The following is an 18778-nucleotide window of genomic DNA, read 5'->3' as shown; positions in this document are numbered from 1 at the left end:
GTATTTAGAGTTCATTCAATCCCAAAACATCTGTCATGGTATAAAAGCCCGCAGGTTTAGCACTCAACCAAACGGCAGCCTTTACGGCCCCATTAGCAAACGTCATGCGATCAGTCGCTTTGTGCGTTATTTCCACTCGTTCCCCGATATCAGCAAACATAGCTGTATGCTCACCGACGATATCGCCAGCGCGAATCGTAGCAAAGCCGATCTCATCTTTTGTTCGTTCACCAGTAATGCCTTCTCGGGCATAGACAGCTACATCATTCAGCTTATTACCCATCGCACCTGCAATAGCTTCTCCCATTCCGATAGCGGTACCAGAGGGGGCATCAACTTTATGGCGATGGTGTGCTTCAACAATCTCGATATCACAGTAATCCCCCATTACTTTGGCCGCTTTCTCAAGAAGCTTAAAGACAAGGTTTACGCCTACAGAATAATTTGGCGCCATCACAACAGGCACTTGCTTGGCTGCTTCATCAATAAGATCACGCTCTGCATCGCTGAAGCCAGTCGTCCCAATCACAATGCTCTTGCCGTATTTCTTACACAACTCGAGATTCGCTAATGTGCTTACTGGAGCGGTGAAATCGATGATTACATCAAAATTATCGACGTCTTTAGCAAGATCATCCGTTAAGAGCACATCGAATTTACCTTCACCACAAAGTTCACCGATATCGACACCGACAAGTGAAGACTCAGGTCGTTCTGATCCCGCGCTCACTGTCGCTTCAGGATTAAGGTGTGAAGCTTTAACCAAATTGCGGCCCATTCGGCCAGCTGCTCCTGCGATTGCAATACGAACCATTGCGCTTTCTCTCCTTCTCTGGATAACGAGGTTTGCTCTCGTTCTCTCGTTTCGCTTAATCTGTTTAAACTAACAACATACCGTGGTTACCACAAGCAAGTTCATCGAGCTTAAGCAAACTCTTTTACAACACGCTCCAGGATAGGTACGTTCGCTTCAGGAAAGGTGTAGTCGCCCAATTCGGTGATTTCAACCCAGCATCCTTCTTGACCTTCTCGACCATAAGGCTCATTACTGAATTGAGATACTGTAATAAAATCAAACTTGAGTGATTTATCTGGATAGTCGTATTCCAAGTGTTCAAAAGGGGCTTGCTCAATAACTTCAATTCCTACTTCTTCTTCGAGTTCTCTTGTAATAGCAAGCTCAATGCTTTCTCCCGGCTCGACTTTGCCACCCGGAAACTCCCAAAACCCGCCTTTGTGCTTATCATCAGGACGCTTTGTAATAAAGATCTTTGATTTGTCTTGGTTAAAAATAATTGCCGCGACTATGTGAATTCTTTTCATGGGGATTCCTAACTCTCAAGACCGTTGTACTTTACTATTGTGACAACGAGCTTCTACATCTCAAAAACTTTCTGACCTATCAAACTTATGGAATTTGATAGCCAAAGAATTTATTTAAAAAAAGAGTCGCCTAAGCGACTCTTTGATAAATAATCCGACTAACAGATTAGTCGATTTTGCCGTGGCACTGCTTGTACTTCTTGCCACTGCCACAAGGGCAAGGTTCATTACGACCTACTTTACGTTCATCACGTACCATTGGTTGATTTGAACCTTCTTCAGATTCTTCGCCTTCAGAAAGCGGATTTTGTGCTGCAGCGTGTTGCGCTTGCGCACGACGAGCGGCTTCTTCAGCTTGCGCACGACGCTGTTCTTCCATACGTTCAACTTCTTCTTGTTGCTGAACGCGAACACGAGATAGAACAGTAATAACGTCTGTTTTCAGCGCTTCTAGTAGACCCTCAAACAGTTCAAACGACTCACGTTTGTATTCTTGTTTTGGGTTCTTCTGTGCGTAACCGCGTAAATGGATACCTTGACGCAAGTGATCCATCGCAGCCAAATGCTCTTTCCAAAGCGTATCCAGAGTCTGAAGCATGACCGATTTTTCGAAGTTGCGAAGCACTTGTGCACCCACCACTTCCTCTTTCTCTTTGTACACTTCAACGGCTAGGTTGATGAGCTTTTCACGTAATGCTTCTTCGTAAAGCTTGTCGTCTTCTTCAAGCCATTGCTTCACTGGCGCATCAAGATCGAAGTCCGCTTTCAAGCGCTCTTGTAGACCTTCAACATCCCACATATCTTCTAGTGACTGTGGTGGAATGTACTCATCAATAACCGCTGTTAGCACATCTTCACGGTTTTGCTCGATCATGCCGCTGATGTCTTCAACGTTCATTAACTCGTCACGCAGTTCGTAGACAACCTTACGTTGATCGTTCGCTACATCATCGTATTCAAGCAGCTGCTTACGGATATCAAAGTTCCGACCTTCCACTTTGCGCTGTGCTTTTTCAATTGAGCGAGAAAGCATTTTCGATTCAATAGCTTCACCTTCTTCCATACCACTTTGAATAAGGCTCGCCATACGATCAGAAGTGAAAATACGTAGCAAAGAGTCTTCCATAGATAGGTAGAAGCGCGATGAACCCGCATCACCTTGACGACCGGAACGACCACGTAGCTGGTTATCAATACGGCGAGATTCGTGGCGCTCAGTACCGATGATATGTAGACCACCAGCTCCTAGCACTTGGTCATGCACCACTTTCCACTCTGCTTTAATCGCATCGATTTGCTCTTGAGTTGGGTTCTCTAAAGCTTCAACTTTTGATTGCCAGCTACCGCCAAGCACAATGTCCGTACCACGACCGGCCATGTTGGTCGCGATAGTTACCGCACCAGGCATGCCCGCTTCAGCAACAATTTCCGCTTCTTTCTCATGGAATTTCGCGTTCAATACGTTGTGTTTGATCTTAGCCTTCTTCAATGCGTTAGAAAGAAGTTCTGACTTTTCAATCGACACAGTACCAACAAGCGTTGGCTGCCCTTTGGCAACACGCTCTTTTATATCTTCAATGATTGCCGCAAACTTCTCTGCTTCAGTACGGTAAACCACATCTGGCATATCGTTACGAATCATCGGCTTGTTGGTTGGGATAACCACCGTTTCCAAACCATAGATAGACTGGAATTCGAACGCTTCAGTATCCGCTGTACCTGTCATACCTGACAGTTTTTCGTATAAACGGAAGTAGTTCTGGAAGGTAATAGAAGCCAAAGTTTGGTTTTCGTTTTGGATCTTAACGCCTTCTTTCGCTTCTACTGCTTGGTGAAGACCTTCAGACCAACGACGACCTGGCATTGTACGACCAGTGTGTTCATCAACGATGACCACTTCGCCTTCATCAGTAACGATGTAATCAACGTTACGTTCGAATAACACATGAGCACGCAAAGCAGCATTCACGTGATGCAACATGCTGATGTTAGCCGGAGAGTAAAGTGTATCACCTTCCTCCATCAGACCGTTTTTCACCAACAGTTCTTCAACGTATTCTTGACCTGTTTCTGTTAGGTATACTTGCTTTGATTTTTCATCAACAGTGTAGTGACCATCACCACGGTATTCTTCAGAGTCTTCTTTATCTTGCTTTTTCAGATGCGGGATCAAAAGGTTGATTCGAGTGTATAGCTCAGAGCTATCTTCAGCAGGACCAGAAATGATCAAAGGAGTACGAGCTTCATCAATTAGGATTGAGTCCACCTCATCGACAACAGCAAAGAAGCGATCACGCTGTACACGGTCTTCGCTACGGAAAGCCATATTGTCACGAAGGTAGTCAAAACCAAATTCATTGTTGGTTCCGTATAGAATGTCAGCTTGGTACGCTTCTTTTTTCTCTTGAGGAGGCATGTTTGGCACGTTTACGCCAACGGTCATACCTAAAAATTCAAATAGAGGGCGGTTCGTCTCAGCATCACGTTTAGCTAGATAATCGTTCACTGTTACGATGTGAACACCTTTACCAGCAAGAGCATTTAAGTAAGCTGGAAGCGTTGCAGTCAGCGTTTTACCTTCACCTGTACGCATCTCCGCAATTTGACCCGCATTTAGAACCATACCACCGATAAGCTGAACGTCGAAGTGACGCATGCCGTAGACACGCTTAGATGCTTCACGAACCGTAGCAAAAGCTTCAGGAAGTAGTTTATCAAGAGTTTCACCTTTCTCTAGGCGCTCACGGAACTCAACCGTCTTTGCTTTTAACTCTTCATCACTTAGAGCTTCGAATGTTGGCTCGTAGTTATTAATTTCTTTTACAATTTTTCTAAGGCGGCGCAGTGTTCGGTCGTTGCGACTGCCAATCACTTTTGTCAGTAGCTTAGTTATCATTTTTCGTGAATCTCTCTTTAATCAGACCGTTCCCGATCTACTCATAATGCCTTCAGTCTCTGCCAGTTTGGAACTAAGAATACTGAGATAAATCATTTATCAAAGATATTGAGTTCAAACATCCATATTTCAAGGCTAAGTTTCGAAACAATGTGGCTTAGTGTAAGGATTTTTCATCGATACAACCATAAATAGACGTATTTGTTTGAAGCACTCTGAAGTTTTTACTTAAAGTGGTGACTGATTAGACGATATTGCATACCACAATATGTGTAATTTATTCAGAGCAGACTTTGCTTTTTACCTTGCTACATTGTAAAACTGAAGCGAAAGACGTTAATGTAAACTATACCTTGATAGAAAGCTGCTCTAGAATAGCTGATATCTCAACAAAATTAGATTTTACCTATGCGTGATCACCGTCCAACCTCGACTGAAGATGTTATTGCTGAATCACAGTTCAAGCAGATTCAAGAACATGCTGGAGAAATCTTACAGCTTAACCAAGCTTTGCAAGAGATCTTACCCAAAGGGACGGCCGATCATTGCCGGGTGGCGAATGTTCGTAACGGCCACCTATTGATCGATGTTTCTAGTGCCGCGATCAAAATGAAGATCGATTACGATCGCCTCATGATCCTAAATAAACTTCGTACTCAAGGCTTTGCCAAACTGATGAGCGTTGAAGTGAGGATCAATCCATCATTATACCGAAATCGTTTCGAACAAGACGACAGACCTAAACGTCCACCATTAACAGAATCTGCAGCAAAGTCATTGATGACGATTGCCGACATGGCACCGCCTAAAATTCAAGAGCGTTTAAAGCGATTAGCCGATATGGCAGAAAAGAAAGACCGTAAGTAACCGTTATTTCAATATGCTGAAAAGCTCGAATGCTATTAATAAGCCCAAGATTAAAGCCAAATAGCAAAAAACCAGGCATAAGCCTGGTTTTTATTAATTTTAATGCCGAGTATTTACGCAAGCACCATATTTGGTTCAGCGAATGCTACTGGTGAGCCGACTTCTTCTTCGAATGTAGTCCACTCCCACGCTTCCTGATCAGCAAGAACAGCTCGCAGAAGTTGGTTGTTCAAACCGTGACCCGATTTAAAGGCGCGAAATTCACCGATGATTGGGTGACCACACATGTAAAGATCACCAATCGCATCCAACACTTTGTGAGTCACAAACTCATTTTCAAAGCGTAGACCTTCTTCGTTAAGAATACGGTAATCATCCAATACGATAGCATTGTCGAAACTACCACCCAATACTAGGTTTTGAGATTGTAGATATTCGATATCACGCATAAAGCCAAACGTACGTGCACGAGAAATTTCACGAACGAAGCCTTTTGAAGAGAAATCAAACAGCAAGCGCTGTTCGTCTGACTCAATAGCAGGGTGATTAAATTCAATTTCGAAGTCCATGCGGAAGCCGTTAAATGGTACAAACTCTGCCCATTTATCGCCATCTTCAAAACGAACTGGCTTTTTAATACGGATGAAACGTTTTGGCGCATTTTGCGTTTCGATACCTGCTTGTTGTAGCAAGTATACAAATGGGCTAGCACTACCATCCATAATTGGAATTTCAGGTGCGTCTACTTCGACAACAATGTTGTCGATGCCCATACCAGCAAGTGCCGCATTCAAGTGCTCTACAGTTGAAATACGCACACCTTCGTCGTTTACCAAAGCAGTACATAGCATGGTGTCACGAACAGAAGCTGGATCAGCTGGAAAATCTACAGGTGGGTTTACATCTGTACGACGGTAAATGATACCTGTATTTGCAGCAGCCGGGCGCAGAGTAAGCGTGACTTTACGACCAGAGTGGAGGCCCACACCAGTTGTTTTCACTATTTCTTTCAGAGTACGTTGTCTGATCATCTGCTTGCCTCTCAAAAATTTGCTACAAAACACGGCCGTCTGTAACGTCGACCGTGAATGCTACCATAATTTTGAGCCATGTCAAATTTATGGATTAAAGATTAATCAGCCTGACGACGCAAAAATGCCGGGATATCTAAATAACCACTTTCCTTCTCTTGCTTCGGAGCCGCAGAGCTTTGGCTCGACGATGCTGGAGAAGAAGAAACTGTATTTGTAGGCTGAGGAGTTACCTGTGGCTTCTCTTGCACTTGATTATTTTGCAAGGTTTGTGCCGGTTTCTCTTCAGCTTGCGTTGCCGCCGCTTGCTGTTGTGGTTGAGCCTGCGGCGTCGGAGCCACTTTCGCTTTACCACCCGCAACTAGCGTGATATCTGGCTTTTTCTCATTGCCAATACCTGTCGCCACAACTGTTACGCGGATTTCATCAGTCATATCTGGGTCTAGAGAGGTACCGATAACAACAGTTGCATTGTCAGAAGCAAATGCTTTCACTGTATTACCAACCGTCTCAAACTCGTCAAGACGCATATCCAGACCTGCAGTAATATTGACAAGAACACCACGAGCGCCCGCTAGATCGATGTCTTCCAGAAGTGGGCTAGAAATTGCCATTTCAGCCGCTTCTTCAGCACGATCTTCGCCTTTAGCAATACCGCTGCCCATCATCGCGTGACCCATTTCAGACATTACTGTTCTTACGTCCGCAAAGTCGACGTTGATCATGCCAGGGCGAGTAATTAGCTCTGCAATGCCTTGAACTGCGTTCTTAAGAACGTCGTTCGCACTTGCAAAAGCTTCCAGTAGCGTGACACCACGGCCAAGTACTTTAAGCAGCTTTTCGTTTGGAATCGTAATCAAAGAGTCAACGTGCTTAGACAGCTCATCGATACCTTGCTCAGCGAACGCCAAACGCTTTTTGCCTTCAAAGCTGAACGGTTTTGTTACTACCGCGACAGTTAGAATGCCAAGCTCTTTAGCTACTTCAGCAATAACAGGTGCTGCACCAGTACCTGTACCGCCACCCATACCAGCTGCGATAAACACCATATCGGCGCCAGTTAGGGAATCTTTAATTCTATCTCTGTCTTCGAGAGCTGCGTCACGGCCAACCTGTGGATTAGCACCTGCACCCAGACCTTTGGTGATATCGCCACCGATCTGAATAACATTGCCAACGCTTGTCTTACGAAGTGCTTGCGCATCAGTGTTGACGCTGATGAATTCCACACCTTCGATGGATTCACGCACCATGTGTTCAACGGCGTTACCACCGCCGCCACCAACCCCAACGACCTTGATTACTGCATCGTCAGACATTTCCATCATCGGTTCAAACATGTGTTGTCTCCGTTTATCCTGCAACTCAGGTTAAAACTCTTTTTGTATCCAGTTACGCAATTTATCGAAAAAGCCAGTAACAGATGAGCGTTTAGGTTCATTATAATCGCTATCGTCGCTAGACTGCATGTCTCTTGCGTAATGAAGTAATCCAACTGCCGTAGAATGGTACGGCTCTTTTACATAGTCAGTTAATCCGCTGACTTCGAGCGGTTTGCCGACCCTTACTTGATTGCGGAATACGCGTTCCGCACATTCTATCACTCCGTCCATTTGCGCAGCACCGCCGGTGAGTACAACTCCCGCAGCTAGATGGTGCTTTATACCCTCTTCGCGCAATTTCGCTTGTACAGAGTCAATAGTTTGGTTAACCAGTCCCATAAGCTCAGAGTAGCGTGGCTCAATCACTTCTGACAACGTTTGACGTTGCAGACTACGTGATGGTCGCCCACCTACGCTTGGTACATTAACCGTGTCATCCTTACTGACCAGTTCACTCAAAGCACAGCCATATTTGACTTTTATTTCTTCAGCATCGCTCACTGGCGTACCAAAAGCAAAAGCAATATCGCTGGTTACAGCATTTCCTGCGTACGAAAATACTTCTGTGTGACGTAACGCACCGCCAGTCCAGATGGCCACATCCATCGTGCCGGCGCCAATATCCACCACACAAACTCCAAGCTCTCTTTCATCCTCGGTGATTACTGCATTACTTGCAGCAAGCCCAGAAAATACGAGTTGCTCTACTTTAAGGCCGCATCGTTCTACCGCCTTAATAATATTGCGTGCCATGTCATTATGGCATGAGATAAGGTGGACACTTACTTCCATTCTTACCCCAGATAAACCAAGCGGATTTTTGATTCCCTCTTGGTAATCAATGGTGAACTCTTGCGGAATCACATGAAGGATTCGCTGTTCATCACCGATTTTAATCGATTTTGCGGTATGGATAGCGCGATCCATGTCTTCTTGAGACACTTCTTCATCTGAAATCGTGCCCATACCTTTTTCAATTCGGCTTGCGATATGCTTACCAGACAACGAAATGAAGACTCGGCTGATTTGGCACTCGGCCATCAATTCAGCTTGATCAATTGCACGTTGTACTGATTTTACAACCGACTCCAAGTCATTCACGCCACCTTTATCCATGCCACGTGAAGGGCTACTACCTGCGCCAATAATATTAATTTGACCGTCTGGTAGAACCTCACCCACTAGAGCCGATACGGTTGCAGTGCCTATATCAAGACCAACAATAATGTTGTCATCAGCGGCCTTAGTCATCTGTACTCTCTTCTAACTCTTGTTCAGGAAACCAACCAACTGCGGCTCCTGTATCGTACCTAAGATCGATATAACTGATTCTTTGCGTGTCACTGCCAAGCTTGTTATAGAGCTTAAAAAATCGCTCTATACGCTCAAGAAGAGACTCTTTACCGAGCTCTAATCGAATACCGTTATCAAGGATGATTTGCCAAGCTCGTCGCTCGTTTAATACCAGAGACGATATCGCTAAACCCAATTGCTGAAACTTAGGACTCAAATCACGGTAAGTCTGTAAGACTTCTGGTCCGCTGTCTTTGGGTCCGTACAGTTTCACTTTTTCTTCTTGTAACAGAGCCACATCGCCATCAAAAACAAACCCATTTTTATCTAACAGTTCGTTGCCATTCCAAATGGCTTCAGGTTGATGCTCTGTCAAAAAAACTTTTACTGTATCCGGCCACTGCTTTCGGATTGCGGCATGCGCCACCCATGGCAGAGCTTCGACACTTTGCTGTAATACATCAATATCCTGAGACATAAATGTACCGATGTGATCTATTCGACTAAATGCAGCCTGCACATCGTCAGCTTGGACATACTCCAGTTTTCCCTGAAGTACTATTTTGGAGAGAGGTAACCTTTGGTCATCCCACATCCAACTGATCGCCGAGTACAAAACAGAACTAATTAAGGTCACAACCACAACGAAAAATAACGCACCCAAGATTTTCTCTTGGCGACCACGGTTATTATCCGTGTTTGGTCGCTCGTCATTCAGTGCAATATTCAACAACGTCTTCGTTTCCTGACTTTTGTCGTGTACTTTTTACCCACATAATTACGCAGAGGTAAAAGTCTTGACTTTAACCTTGGGATTATACTGAGCTCTTGTAAACTATCAAACACTGATAGCAATAAATCACAATGATATTGACGCAAAATCGAGATCTGAGTCTTTATCTGTCCTTCGCGCCAACAATCTGTGTTAACCAAGCATCTTGTTTATATTTAATTCAAGACCTGCCAGTTGTTTCGCCACTTTACCAACATCACCCGCACCTTGCGTTAAGATTAGGTCGCCGTCTTGTATAACGTTAGCTAAAACTGAAGGTAATTGCTCGATTTCTGGAACAAAAATCGGATCTACCTTACCTCGGCTGCGAATTGTGCGACACAATGAACGTCCATCAGCTCCTGCAATTGGCTTTTCACCTGCGGCATAAACATCCAACATGATTAATACATCAACTTGCTCTAGCACATTCGCAAAGTCATCGTACAGATCACGAGTACGGCTATAACGGTGTGGTTGGAAAATCATAACGAGACGTTTATCTTGCCAACCGCTTCGCGCAGCATTAATGGTCACATCAACTTCTGTTGGGTGGTGTCCGTAATCATCCACTAACATGGCATGACCATTACCGGTATCAAACTCGCCAAGGTGATCAAAACGTCGTCCCGTGCCTTGCGTTCCGGCCATTGCTTTTAGAATTGCATCGTCTTCAATGTCATCTTCGGTAGCCACTGCAATCGCAGCCGACGCATTAAGTGCATTGTGACGACCTGGAATGTTCAGAGTGATATCTAGGTTGGCACGCCCTTTACGTACTACCGTAAATTTGCCTTGCTGACCTTCTTGACGATAGTTTTCAATGCGTACGTCAGCATCTGCGGAGAAACCGTAAGTAATCACTTGACGACTAATACGTGGGATTAACTCTCGAACCACAGGATCATCAATACAAACAATAGCTTGGCCGTAGAACGGTAGATTGTGTAGAAAATCAATGAAGGTTTGCTTTAACGTTTCAAAGTCACCACCATAAGTATCCATATGATCGGCTTCGATATTGGTGACAATACTTACCATTGGTTGCAGGTGCAGGAATGACGCGTCGCTCTCATCCGCCTCGGCAATTAGAATACGACTCGAGCCTAAACGAGCATTTGTACCAGCGCTTTTCACCAAGCCGCCGTTTACAAACGTTGGATCAAGGCCTGCTTCAGAATAGATTTGTGTCACGAGTGCCGTCGTCGTCGTTTTACCGTGCGTGCCCGCAACGGCAATACCATGACGGAAGCGCATCAACTCAGCGAGCATCTCAGCACGACGTACAATAGGGATACGTAACTCCCGCGCAGCCATCACTTCTGGGTTTTCTTCGTTGATAGCGGTTGAAACCACAACCACACTGGCTTTTTCAACATTGCTAGCTTGGTGCCCGATAAATACCGTCGCACCTTTTGATACTAAACGCTCTGTCACAGGGTTTTCTGATAAGTCAGAACCCGTGATTTGATAGCCTTCATTCAACAGCACTTCTGCAATGCCGCTCATGCCCGCACCACCAATACCGATGAAGTGGATGGATTTCACGCGGCGCATCTCTGGCACCATGGCGCGAATCTGAGCTAAGTCTTGTGTATGTTGGATTGTCATCAATTCTATTCTCAATAATTCGTTAACGCTTTTCGGTCAAAGCGACAATGGCTTGTGCGACAACTCGGTCGGCATTCAATTTAGCAGCGCCACGCGCTTGCTCAGCCATCGTAAGTAAAGCTTGGCGATCCAATTGTTGGATCTGCTGAGTCAGAGACTCAACGGTTAAATCTGGTTGTTCAATCATTTTCGCTGCGCCGCATTCTACTAGATGATCGGCATTCAGTGCTTGTTGGCGATCTTTATGCATAAAAGGAATAAAGATCGCACCAACGCCAGCAGCAGAAACTTCAGAAACGGTTAACGCCCCTGAACGACAAACTAAAAGGTCAGCCCATGCATAAGCCTCTGCTACGTCGTCAATGAACTCTGTGACTTCTGCATTTACCACACCATTAGCTTGGTATGCTGCGTTCACTTCTTCGGCGGAACCTTTGCCCGCTTGATGACGAATACAGTAATCACCGCCCAACTTTGCCATCACTTCTGGCAGAGTTTGGTTAAGAATGCGTGCACCTTGGCTACCGCCCATCACCAGAATACGAATTGGGCCTTGGCGATCTTGCATTCGCTCTGCAGGCGCTTCTAATCTTGTTAGGTCTTCACGAACTGGGTTACCGACTACCTCAGCATTAGGGAACGCGCCAGGAAAGGCCTGAAAGACTTTCTTAGCAATTTTTGATAGCCATTGGTTTGTCAAACCTGCTACTGCATTTTGTTCATGCAGAACAACAGGAATGCCACTCATCCAAGCGGCAATACCGCCCGGGCCGCTAACATAACCGCCCATACCAAGTACTGCGTCTGGCTGCCAGCGTTTCATGTGAGCACGAGCCTGCATAATGGCATTGATAATTTGAAATGGTGCTGCAAGAAGACGTTTAACGCCTTGACCTCGTAACCCTTTCACTTTGATAAAGTCGATTTCAATGCCATGTTTTGGCACCAAGTCCGCTTCCATTCGATCCGCCGTGCCTAACCAACGGATCTCCCAGCCTTGCTCTTGCAGCTGTTTTGCTACAGCTAACCCTGGGAATACGTGACCGCCAGTACCACCAGCCATCACCATCAAACGTTTATTTTGTTTCATTAGTTTGTTGTTCTGATTGTTGTTGCTCGCGTTTCAAGCGGCATTCGTAATCGATACGCAGCAATATGGACACTGCGACGGACATAATAATCAGACTGGAACCACCATAACTGATTAGCGGAAGTGTTAAACCTTTGGTTGGTACGATACCGGCTGCAGCACCAACGTTCACCAAGGTCTGGAACGCAAACCAAATACCGATACCGAAAGCCAGATAACCGCCGAACATTTCGCCTTCTTCAAACGCACGCTTGCCTATGTAAACCGCTTTTAACACTAAGCTAAAAATCAACATTAAGACCAACACAACGCCAACAAAACCGAGCTCTTCAGCAAGTACGGCAAACACAAAGTCGGTATGCGCTTCCGGTAGATATTCCAGTTTTTGAATTGAATTACCGAGACCTTGACCGAACCATTCACCACGACCAAACGCCATCAAAGACTGAGTCAACTGATAGCCACTGCCAAATGGGTCTTCCCACGGGTCAAGGAAGGAGGTTACTCGTCGCATACGGTATGGTTCGACTAAAATCAAACCTACCACAGCGCCGATACCTGCCACCATCAACGCGAGAAACTGAGTCAGTTTTGCGCCTGCGATAAACAGCATGCCAAACAATGTTACTAGCATCACGACGACCGTACCCAAGTCTGGCTGACCAAGCAGTAATACTGCGAAGAAAGCAAACACCATGATTGGCTTCATAAAGCCACCAAAGAAGGTTTGTCGTACTTCGTCTTGTTTTCGAACTAAGTAACCAGACATGAAGATAAACAGCGATAGCTTCGCGACCTCTGCTGGCTGAAGGTTAAACAGCCCAAGAGGTATCCAACGAGACGCACCATTGACCGACTTACCCGCCAAGAGCACGATGATCAGCAGTGCGAAAGAAGCCCAAAGTAAGTAATGGCTCTTCTTAAACCACTCTTGCAAAGGCACTTGCAAAATAACAGCGGAGGTTCCTAACGCCAGCACGAGAAACGTCGCATGACGAAACATAAAGTGGAACGGCTGTTCCGTTAATCGAGAGCTGATTGGAAATGATGCAGAGGTTACCATGACCAAACCAGTCAACATCAAACCCAGTGCAATCCACACTAACTGACGATCAAACATCGCCTCTGGGGCTGGATGCTTGAGCCAATTACCAATACTGCGTTTAACGTTACCTAAACCCACGAAGTGTGTAACCTTTAATTATGCATATTTCTGAGCAAGAGCAGCGAAAGCATCACCTCTTGCCATAAAGTTGTCGAATTGATCAAAGCTAGCACATGCAGGAGACAGCATCACCATATCACCTGGTTTTAACTGCGAAGATACTTGTTGAATCACATCTTCCATGGTGTCGAAACGTATTGCAGATTCATGCAGTGGCATAAAGTCATCGCCATCAGCGCCAAAGCAGCACAGTTGCAAGTTAAGCGTCGCGAAGATCGGTTTTAATGGCGAGAAGTCAGCACCTTTGCCAACACCACCAACGAGCAAGTAGAGCTTACCTGTCGACTCCAAACCAGATAGCGCAGCCATAGTGCTCGCAATATTAGTTGCTTTAGAGTCATTCACCCATTTTACGCCTTGATTATCCGCAACCACCTGGCATCGGTGTGTCAGTCCCGTGTAATTTTTAAGTGCATTCAATGCGTTGTGATAGTTTACGTCCGCAGCTTTTAATAGCGCTAAAGCAACCAGAGCATTAGATAAGTTGTGCTTACCAACCAACTTAAGCTCATCACTTGCGACGACTCGTTGACCGTGATCGAGTAGCCAAGTGCGATTGCCATCCACCTCGAGACCAAAGTCCTGATTGTCGCTGCCAAATGTCACCAATGGCACCTCTGCATCTGGGAAGGTTTCTTTATCATCACGGTTCACTACCGCGAGATCAGCATGATCAAAAATACGCAACTTGGCTTGTCGATAGTCAGACATGCCTTGATAACGGTCCATATGATCTTCAGAAAGATTCAGAAACGCAGCGGCTTTGAGCTTTAAGCTTGACGTTGTTTCCAACTGGAAGCTTGAGAGTTCAAGCACATATAGGTCTGCGTCATGTTCTAGTAAATCCAAGGCAGGAACGCCGATATTGCCACCAACGCCAACATCCAAACCCGCGGCCCTGGCCATCACGCCAGTGAGATCGGTGACTGTGCTCTTACCGTTTGAGCCCGTAATCGCAATCACCGGTTTCTGCACCGCCCAGGCGAATAACTCAATATCACCAACTACTGTCGTGCCTTTTGCTAATACGGCTTGGATCTCTGGTGTCGCTAGCGCAATACCAGGGTTGGTCACGATAAGATCAGCGTCAGAAAGCCAGTCTGTATTCCAACCACCACTATGCAGTTGAACACCTTCCGGCAAGCGCTCTGCACCCGGAGGGTTTACGCGAGTATCAATGACTTTGACCACAAGCTGTGGCTGATTTTTTCTTAGGTGTTTAACGACAGAGAGCCCGGTAATACCGAGCCCTACGACGACAACACTATGTATGTTTTGCCAACGTTCCATATTTGATCACACTGTAAATCTTGTTCTTGGAAAGTGCGATTAACGCACTTTCAATGTCGCAAGACCAATCAGAACAAGAACCATAGAAATAATCCAGAAGCGCACGATTACGCGAGGTTCTGGCCAACCTTTCAATTCGTAGTGGTGGTGAATCGGTGCCATACGGAAGATCCGCTGACCACGCAGTTTGTATGAACCCACCTGTAGAATTACCGACAGCGTTTCCATCACAAACACACCGCCCATGATCACCAACACCAACTCTTGACGAACGAGAACAGCAATAGTGCCTAACGCGCCGCCAAGCGCTAGTGAGCCGACATCACCCATGAACACTTGTGCTGGATACGTGTTAAACCACAAGAAACCAAGGCCTGCACCGACGATTGCTGTACATACGACAACCAACTCAGAAGCATGTGGTAGGTATGGAATATGAAGGTATTCAGAGAAGTTAACGTTACCCGTCGCCCATGCAATAACCGCGAAGCCTGCAGCAACAAGAACCGTTGGCATGATTGCCAAACCGTCTAGACCATCGGTCAGGTTAACCGCGTTACTCGTACCGACAATCACAAAGTAAGTCAGGATAATGTACATCAAACCAAGTTGCGGCATGATGTCTTTAAAAAATGGCACTACGAGCTGAGTGGCTGCAGTGTCTTTACCGTAAGCGTACAATGCAAAAGCCACGACAAACGCGATCAACGATTGCCAGAAGTACTTCCAACGCGCGATCAAACCATCGGTATTTTTGCGCACCACTTTACGATAATCATCAACAAATCCGACTGCACCGTAGCCAAGCAAGACCGTCAATACTGCCCATACATATGGGTTGGATAAGTCAGTCCAAAGCAAGATTGTGATTGAGATGGCCGCTAAGATCATGATACCGCCCATCGTTGGAGTACCACGCTTACTAAAGTGAGATTCAGGACCTTCGTTACGTACTACCTGACCAATTTGCAGCATTTGCAAACGCTTGATCATGATTGGTCCCATCCATAATGACAGACCCAGAGCGGTTAATACGCTTAGAATTGCTCGAAAAGACAAGTATTCAAACAATCGGAAAAAAGACAGGTATGGCTGTAGCAGCTCGGCAAGCCAAATAATCATTAATAATACTCCTTCAAAGCAGCAGCGACTTCAAACATACGTGCACCGTTCGCTCCTTTCACCAAAATCGTATGGTTTTCAGGAACGGCTTGGTCTAGATGCTGCTTGATGTATTCAATCATCTCTTGGTGCGTCTCAAAATGAATGCCTTGGCAAAGCTCACTGATCACCTTGGCGTCTGCACCATATGTGAGAACATGTTCAAATTTTTGTGGGGCAGCATGTTCCCCGACTTGACGATGAAGTGCAAGACTTTCCTCGCCCAATTCCGCCATATTACCTAAAATCAGCCAGCGCTGACCTGGGAAAGCAGCCAATAAGTCAACCGCCGCTTTCATGGCTGGCACGCTTGCGTTGTAGCTGTCATCAATCAATTTGATTTTTTCGCTCAGCGCTTCAACCTCGACGCGACCTTTCACTTTGTTTAAATGTTTAAGGCCAGCGCGAACCTCTTCTAATGTGGCGCCCATTTGTAACGCAATAATAGAAGCTGCGATTGCATTCGCCACGTTGTGTTGACCTATAATACCCAGAGACAGTTCAATTTCTTGTGAGCTTGCTGCGATATGTAGGTTAAAGCTGGCCTCTCCCGCAACATTCATCACGATATTTGATGCATAGTAATCAGCCGCAGAATTACTTTGTGAGAAGGTGATAACTTCCTTATCCGCCAGCACGCTTTCCCACTTTGTTTCGCCATTGCTGTCTAAATTGACAATCGCAATACTACCTGCAGCAAGACCTTGGTAAATTTCACCTTTGGCTTGTTTCACGCCATCAATAGAACCAAAGCCTTCAAGGTGCGCGGCGGCTACATTATTCACTAACGCGATATCTGGTTTTACTAACTGCGTTGTGTAAGCAATTTCACCGATATGATTAGCACCAAGCTCAATCACGGCATAATCGTCATCCTGCTGTGAGCGCAATAACGTCAACGGAACACCAATATCATTATTGAAGTTACCTGCAGTAAACAGCACTTTGCCTTTCAATTGCAGAATGCTCGCGACCATTTCTTTGACGGTCGTTTTACCACAACTGCCTGTGATGGCAACGGTAGGTGTTTGGCAAGTTTGATGCACCCAAGAGGCTAACTCACCCAGTGCCATTTTGGTGTCCGACACCACGACTTGTGGCACATTCACATCTAGACGTTTTTGTACGAGTAAAGCACCAGCGCCTGCATCCACCGCTTGTTGGCAAAAATTGTGCGCATCAAAGCGCTCACCCACCAGCGCAACAAATAAAGCACCGTTGTCAATCGCTCGTGTGTCAGTAGAAACCGCGTCGATAAGTAGATCATCGCCGAATAGCTCACCGCGAGTGATGTTGGCAATTTGAGATAACGTTACTTTGATCATAAGGACAATCCTAAAAGCTGCATAGCAGACTCACGGTCGGAGTAATGAATCGTTTCGCCATTCCGAATCTGATAATCTTCGTGGCCCTTACCCGCTAACAAGATGATGTCTTTTGGCGAAGCATTCTCAACCGCATAAGACAGTGCTTTGAAACGGTCATGCTGCACAATCGCTTCGGCAGGTTTTGACAGCCCGGATAGCATGTCTTTTACAATCTGAACCGGATCTTCACTGCGTGGGTTATCGTCCGTCAAAACCACTCTGTCACCTAGACGCTCTGCAATTTCCGCCATCATTGGGCGCTTACCTGCATCGCGATCGCCCCCGCAACCAAAAATAGCCCAAAGCTGCCCCTCACAGTGAACTCGTAAAGCTTGCAGCGCTTTTTCTAGAGCATCAGGAGTATGGGCATAATCGACCACGACTTTGGCATGGTCCTCTGTTTGGAATAACTCCATTCGGCCGAGTACAGGTTGTAACTGACCTGCGGTTTCGAGTAACGCTTGTTTATCCTTACCCAAGCTTAATAAGGTCGCAAAAGCGAGCATTATGTTGGTTGCGTTAAACTCACCAATCAGTGGCGCGTGCAATTGACCTGAGCCAAATTTACCATCAAATTGGATAGTAATCCCCGACTCCGCGTAACGGACATCTGTCGCCCAAATTGCGCTTTCAAATTCAGTGTTCGGTTTGAGTGACACCGCAATCGCATTGCTTAACTGCGACGCCCATGCATGACCGACTTCATCATCGACATTGATAATGGCACGTTCACATTGATGTTGTGTAAACAACCCCAGCTTTGCATTGGCGTACTCTTCCATCGTGCCATGATAATCTAGGTGATCACGACTTAGATTAGTAAACACACCCGCCGCAAACGACAATGCCTTGACACGGCCTTGCGTTAAGCCATGAGAAGAAACTTCTAGCGCGGTGTATGCGGCTTGTTGATTTGCGAGAGAAGAGAGCGTTTTCTGAATTTCTACAGCATTCCCTGTTGTATTCGTGGCTTGCTGTAAATTGTCGAGAAAACCATTTCCCGTCGTGCCCATCACTGCCGCTTTGTGGCCAAGTAGCTCTAGCCATTGTGCAATTAGCTGGGTAATAGTGGTTTTGCCGTTGGTACCGGTGACACCAACCAAATCCATTTCTGGGTAAGCATAGAGCTTTCCAGCGATTGCAGATAAACGTTGATCCAACGTATCGAGGTAAATAACGGGAACGTCATCGATGATTTCCACCGTGCCATGTGCTTTTAGATCACAGGCTTGCGCTAGAACCGCATTGGCGCCTTGCTCAATGGCAGAAGCAATGAAGTTACGTCCATCCACAACATGGCCAATCACCGCAACAAACGTGGTTCCAGGCTGAACTCTTCGGCTGTCGAGCTCCAATTCAGAAACAAGAACGGACGATAAGCTAGGGCAATCCACCCAAGGGGAAAGCAGCACGTCCATACTGATGGCTTTAGTCATATTTGTTCTCCGAGCTTTGGCTCAGGTTTTCTTA

General features: G+C 45.9%; 15 protein-coding genes. 1 reads left to right on the top strand and 14 read right to left on the bottom strand.

The features are described from left to right. Positions 1-4: 4 nt before the first annotated feature. From dapB to secA, 3 genes are all read right to left on the bottom strand, one after another. Positions 5-814 carry a 4-hydroxy-tetrahydrodipicolinate reductase gene (gene dapB / locus ACZ5ZC_RS10135; protein ID WP_006742699.1) on the bottom strand — a complete coding sequence of 270 codons (810 nt, stop codon included), beginning with the start codon at positions 812-814 and terminating at the stop codon, positions 5-7. Between the two features lie 110 nt (positions 815-924). Continuing rightward, positions 925-1323: an 8-oxo-dGTP diphosphatase MutT gene (mutT, locus tag ACZ5ZC_RS10130; protein ID WP_182036178.1), complete on the bottom strand. Its 399-nt coding sequence runs from the start codon at positions 1321-1323 to the stop codon at positions 925-927. A 166-nt stretch (positions 1324-1489) separates the two neighbouring features. Beyond that, positions 1490-4219: a preprotein translocase subunit SecA gene (gene secA / locus ACZ5ZC_RS10125; protein WP_054867260.1), complete on the bottom strand. Its 2730-nt coding sequence runs from the start codon at positions 4217-4219 to the stop codon at positions 1490-1492. 408 nt (positions 4220-4627) lie between these two features. On the opposite strand from secA, the gene ACZ5ZC_RS10120 reads away from it, so the two are divergent. After that, a complete protein-coding gene (locus ACZ5ZC_RS10120; protein WP_005396436.1) occupies positions 4628-5086 on the top strand; it encodes a DUF721 domain-containing protein in 459 nt (152 codons plus the stop codon). A 113-nt stretch (positions 5087-5199) separates the two neighbouring features. Here ACZ5ZC_RS10120 and lpxC read toward each other — a convergent pair whose 3' ends face one another. The 11 genes from lpxC to murE form a co-directional block, all read right to left on the bottom strand. Further along, entirely contained in the window at positions 5200-6117 is a 918-nt protein-coding gene (gene lpxC / locus ACZ5ZC_RS10115) for a UDP-3-O-acyl-N-acetylglucosamine deacetylase (RefSeq protein ID WP_005381871.1), read from the bottom strand. A gap of 101 nt (positions 6118-6218) precedes the next feature. Further along, positions 6219-7457: a cell division protein FtsZ gene (gene ftsZ, locus ACZ5ZC_RS10110; protein WP_012842149.1), complete on the bottom strand. Its 1239-nt coding sequence runs from the start codon at positions 7455-7457 to the stop codon at positions 6219-6221. Positions 7458-7487: 30 nt separating this feature from the next. Continuing rightward, the gene (gene ftsA / locus ACZ5ZC_RS10105) at positions 7488-8750 is read right to left on the bottom strand and encodes a cell division protein FtsA (RefSeq protein WP_012842150.1); all 1263 of its coding nucleotides are present in this window, start codon (positions 8748-8750) and stop codon (positions 7488-7490) included. After that, entirely contained in the window at positions 8743-9525 is a 783-nt protein-coding gene (locus ACZ5ZC_RS10100) for a cell division protein FtsQ/DivIB (RefSeq protein ID WP_012842151.1), read from the bottom strand. The genes ftsA and ACZ5ZC_RS10100 overlap by 8 nt, the downstream gene beginning before the upstream one ends. 192 nt (positions 9526-9717) lie before the next feature. Then, on the bottom strand, positions 9718-11175 hold the full coding sequence (gene murC / locus ACZ5ZC_RS10095) for a UDP-N-acetylmuramate--L-alanine ligase (protein WP_005396442.1): 1458 nt from the start codon (positions 11173-11175) through the stop codon (positions 9718-9720). 22 nt (positions 11176-11197) lie between these two features. Further along, entirely contained in the window at positions 11198-12265 is a 1068-nt protein-coding gene (murG, locus tag ACZ5ZC_RS10090) for an undecaprenyldiphospho-muramoylpentapeptide beta-N-acetylglucosaminyltransferase (RefSeq protein WP_054867258.1), read from the bottom strand. Beyond that, positions 12252-13448 (bottom strand): cell division protein FtsW, encoded by a 1197-nt coding sequence (ftsW, locus tag ACZ5ZC_RS10085; protein ID WP_005396444.1) that lies wholly within the window; start codon positions 13446-13448, stop codon positions 12252-12254. The genes murG and ftsW overlap by 14 nt, the downstream gene beginning before the upstream one ends. An 18-nt stretch (positions 13449-13466) precedes the next feature. Continuing rightward, on the bottom strand, positions 13467-14780 hold the full coding sequence (gene murD, locus ACZ5ZC_RS10080; protein ID WP_054867257.1) for a UDP-N-acetylmuramoyl-L-alanine--D-glutamate ligase: 1314 nt from the start codon (positions 14778-14780) through the stop codon (positions 13467-13469). Between the two features lie 39 nt (positions 14781-14819). Continuing rightward, positions 14820-15902, bottom strand: a complete 1083-nt coding sequence (gene mraY / locus ACZ5ZC_RS10075; protein WP_005372931.1) for a phospho-N-acetylmuramoyl-pentapeptide-transferase — start codon at positions 15900-15902, stop codon at positions 14820-14822. Continuing rightward, on the bottom strand, positions 15902-17266 hold the full coding sequence (locus tag ACZ5ZC_RS10070) for a UDP-N-acetylmuramoyl-tripeptide--D-alanyl-D-alanine ligase (protein WP_258507582.1): 1365 nt from the start codon (positions 17264-17266) through the stop codon (positions 15902-15904). Before ACZ5ZC_RS10070 ends, mraY begins: the two co-directional genes overlap by 1 nt. Further along, the gene (murE, locus tag ACZ5ZC_RS10065) at positions 17263-18744 is read right to left on the bottom strand and encodes a UDP-N-acetylmuramoyl-L-alanyl-D-glutamate--2,6-diaminopimelate ligase (RefSeq protein WP_464931890.1); all 1482 of its coding nucleotides are present in this window, start codon (positions 18742-18744) and stop codon (positions 17263-17265) included. The genes ACZ5ZC_RS10070 and murE overlap by 4 nt, the downstream gene beginning before the upstream one ends. Between the last annotated feature and the right edge of the window lie 34 nt (positions 18745-18778).

The organism is Vibrio sp. JCM 18905 (assembly GCF_055393305.1).
Note: the sequence above shows the minus strand (reverse complement) of the source record. Positions and strands in the feature narration are given on the sequence as shown.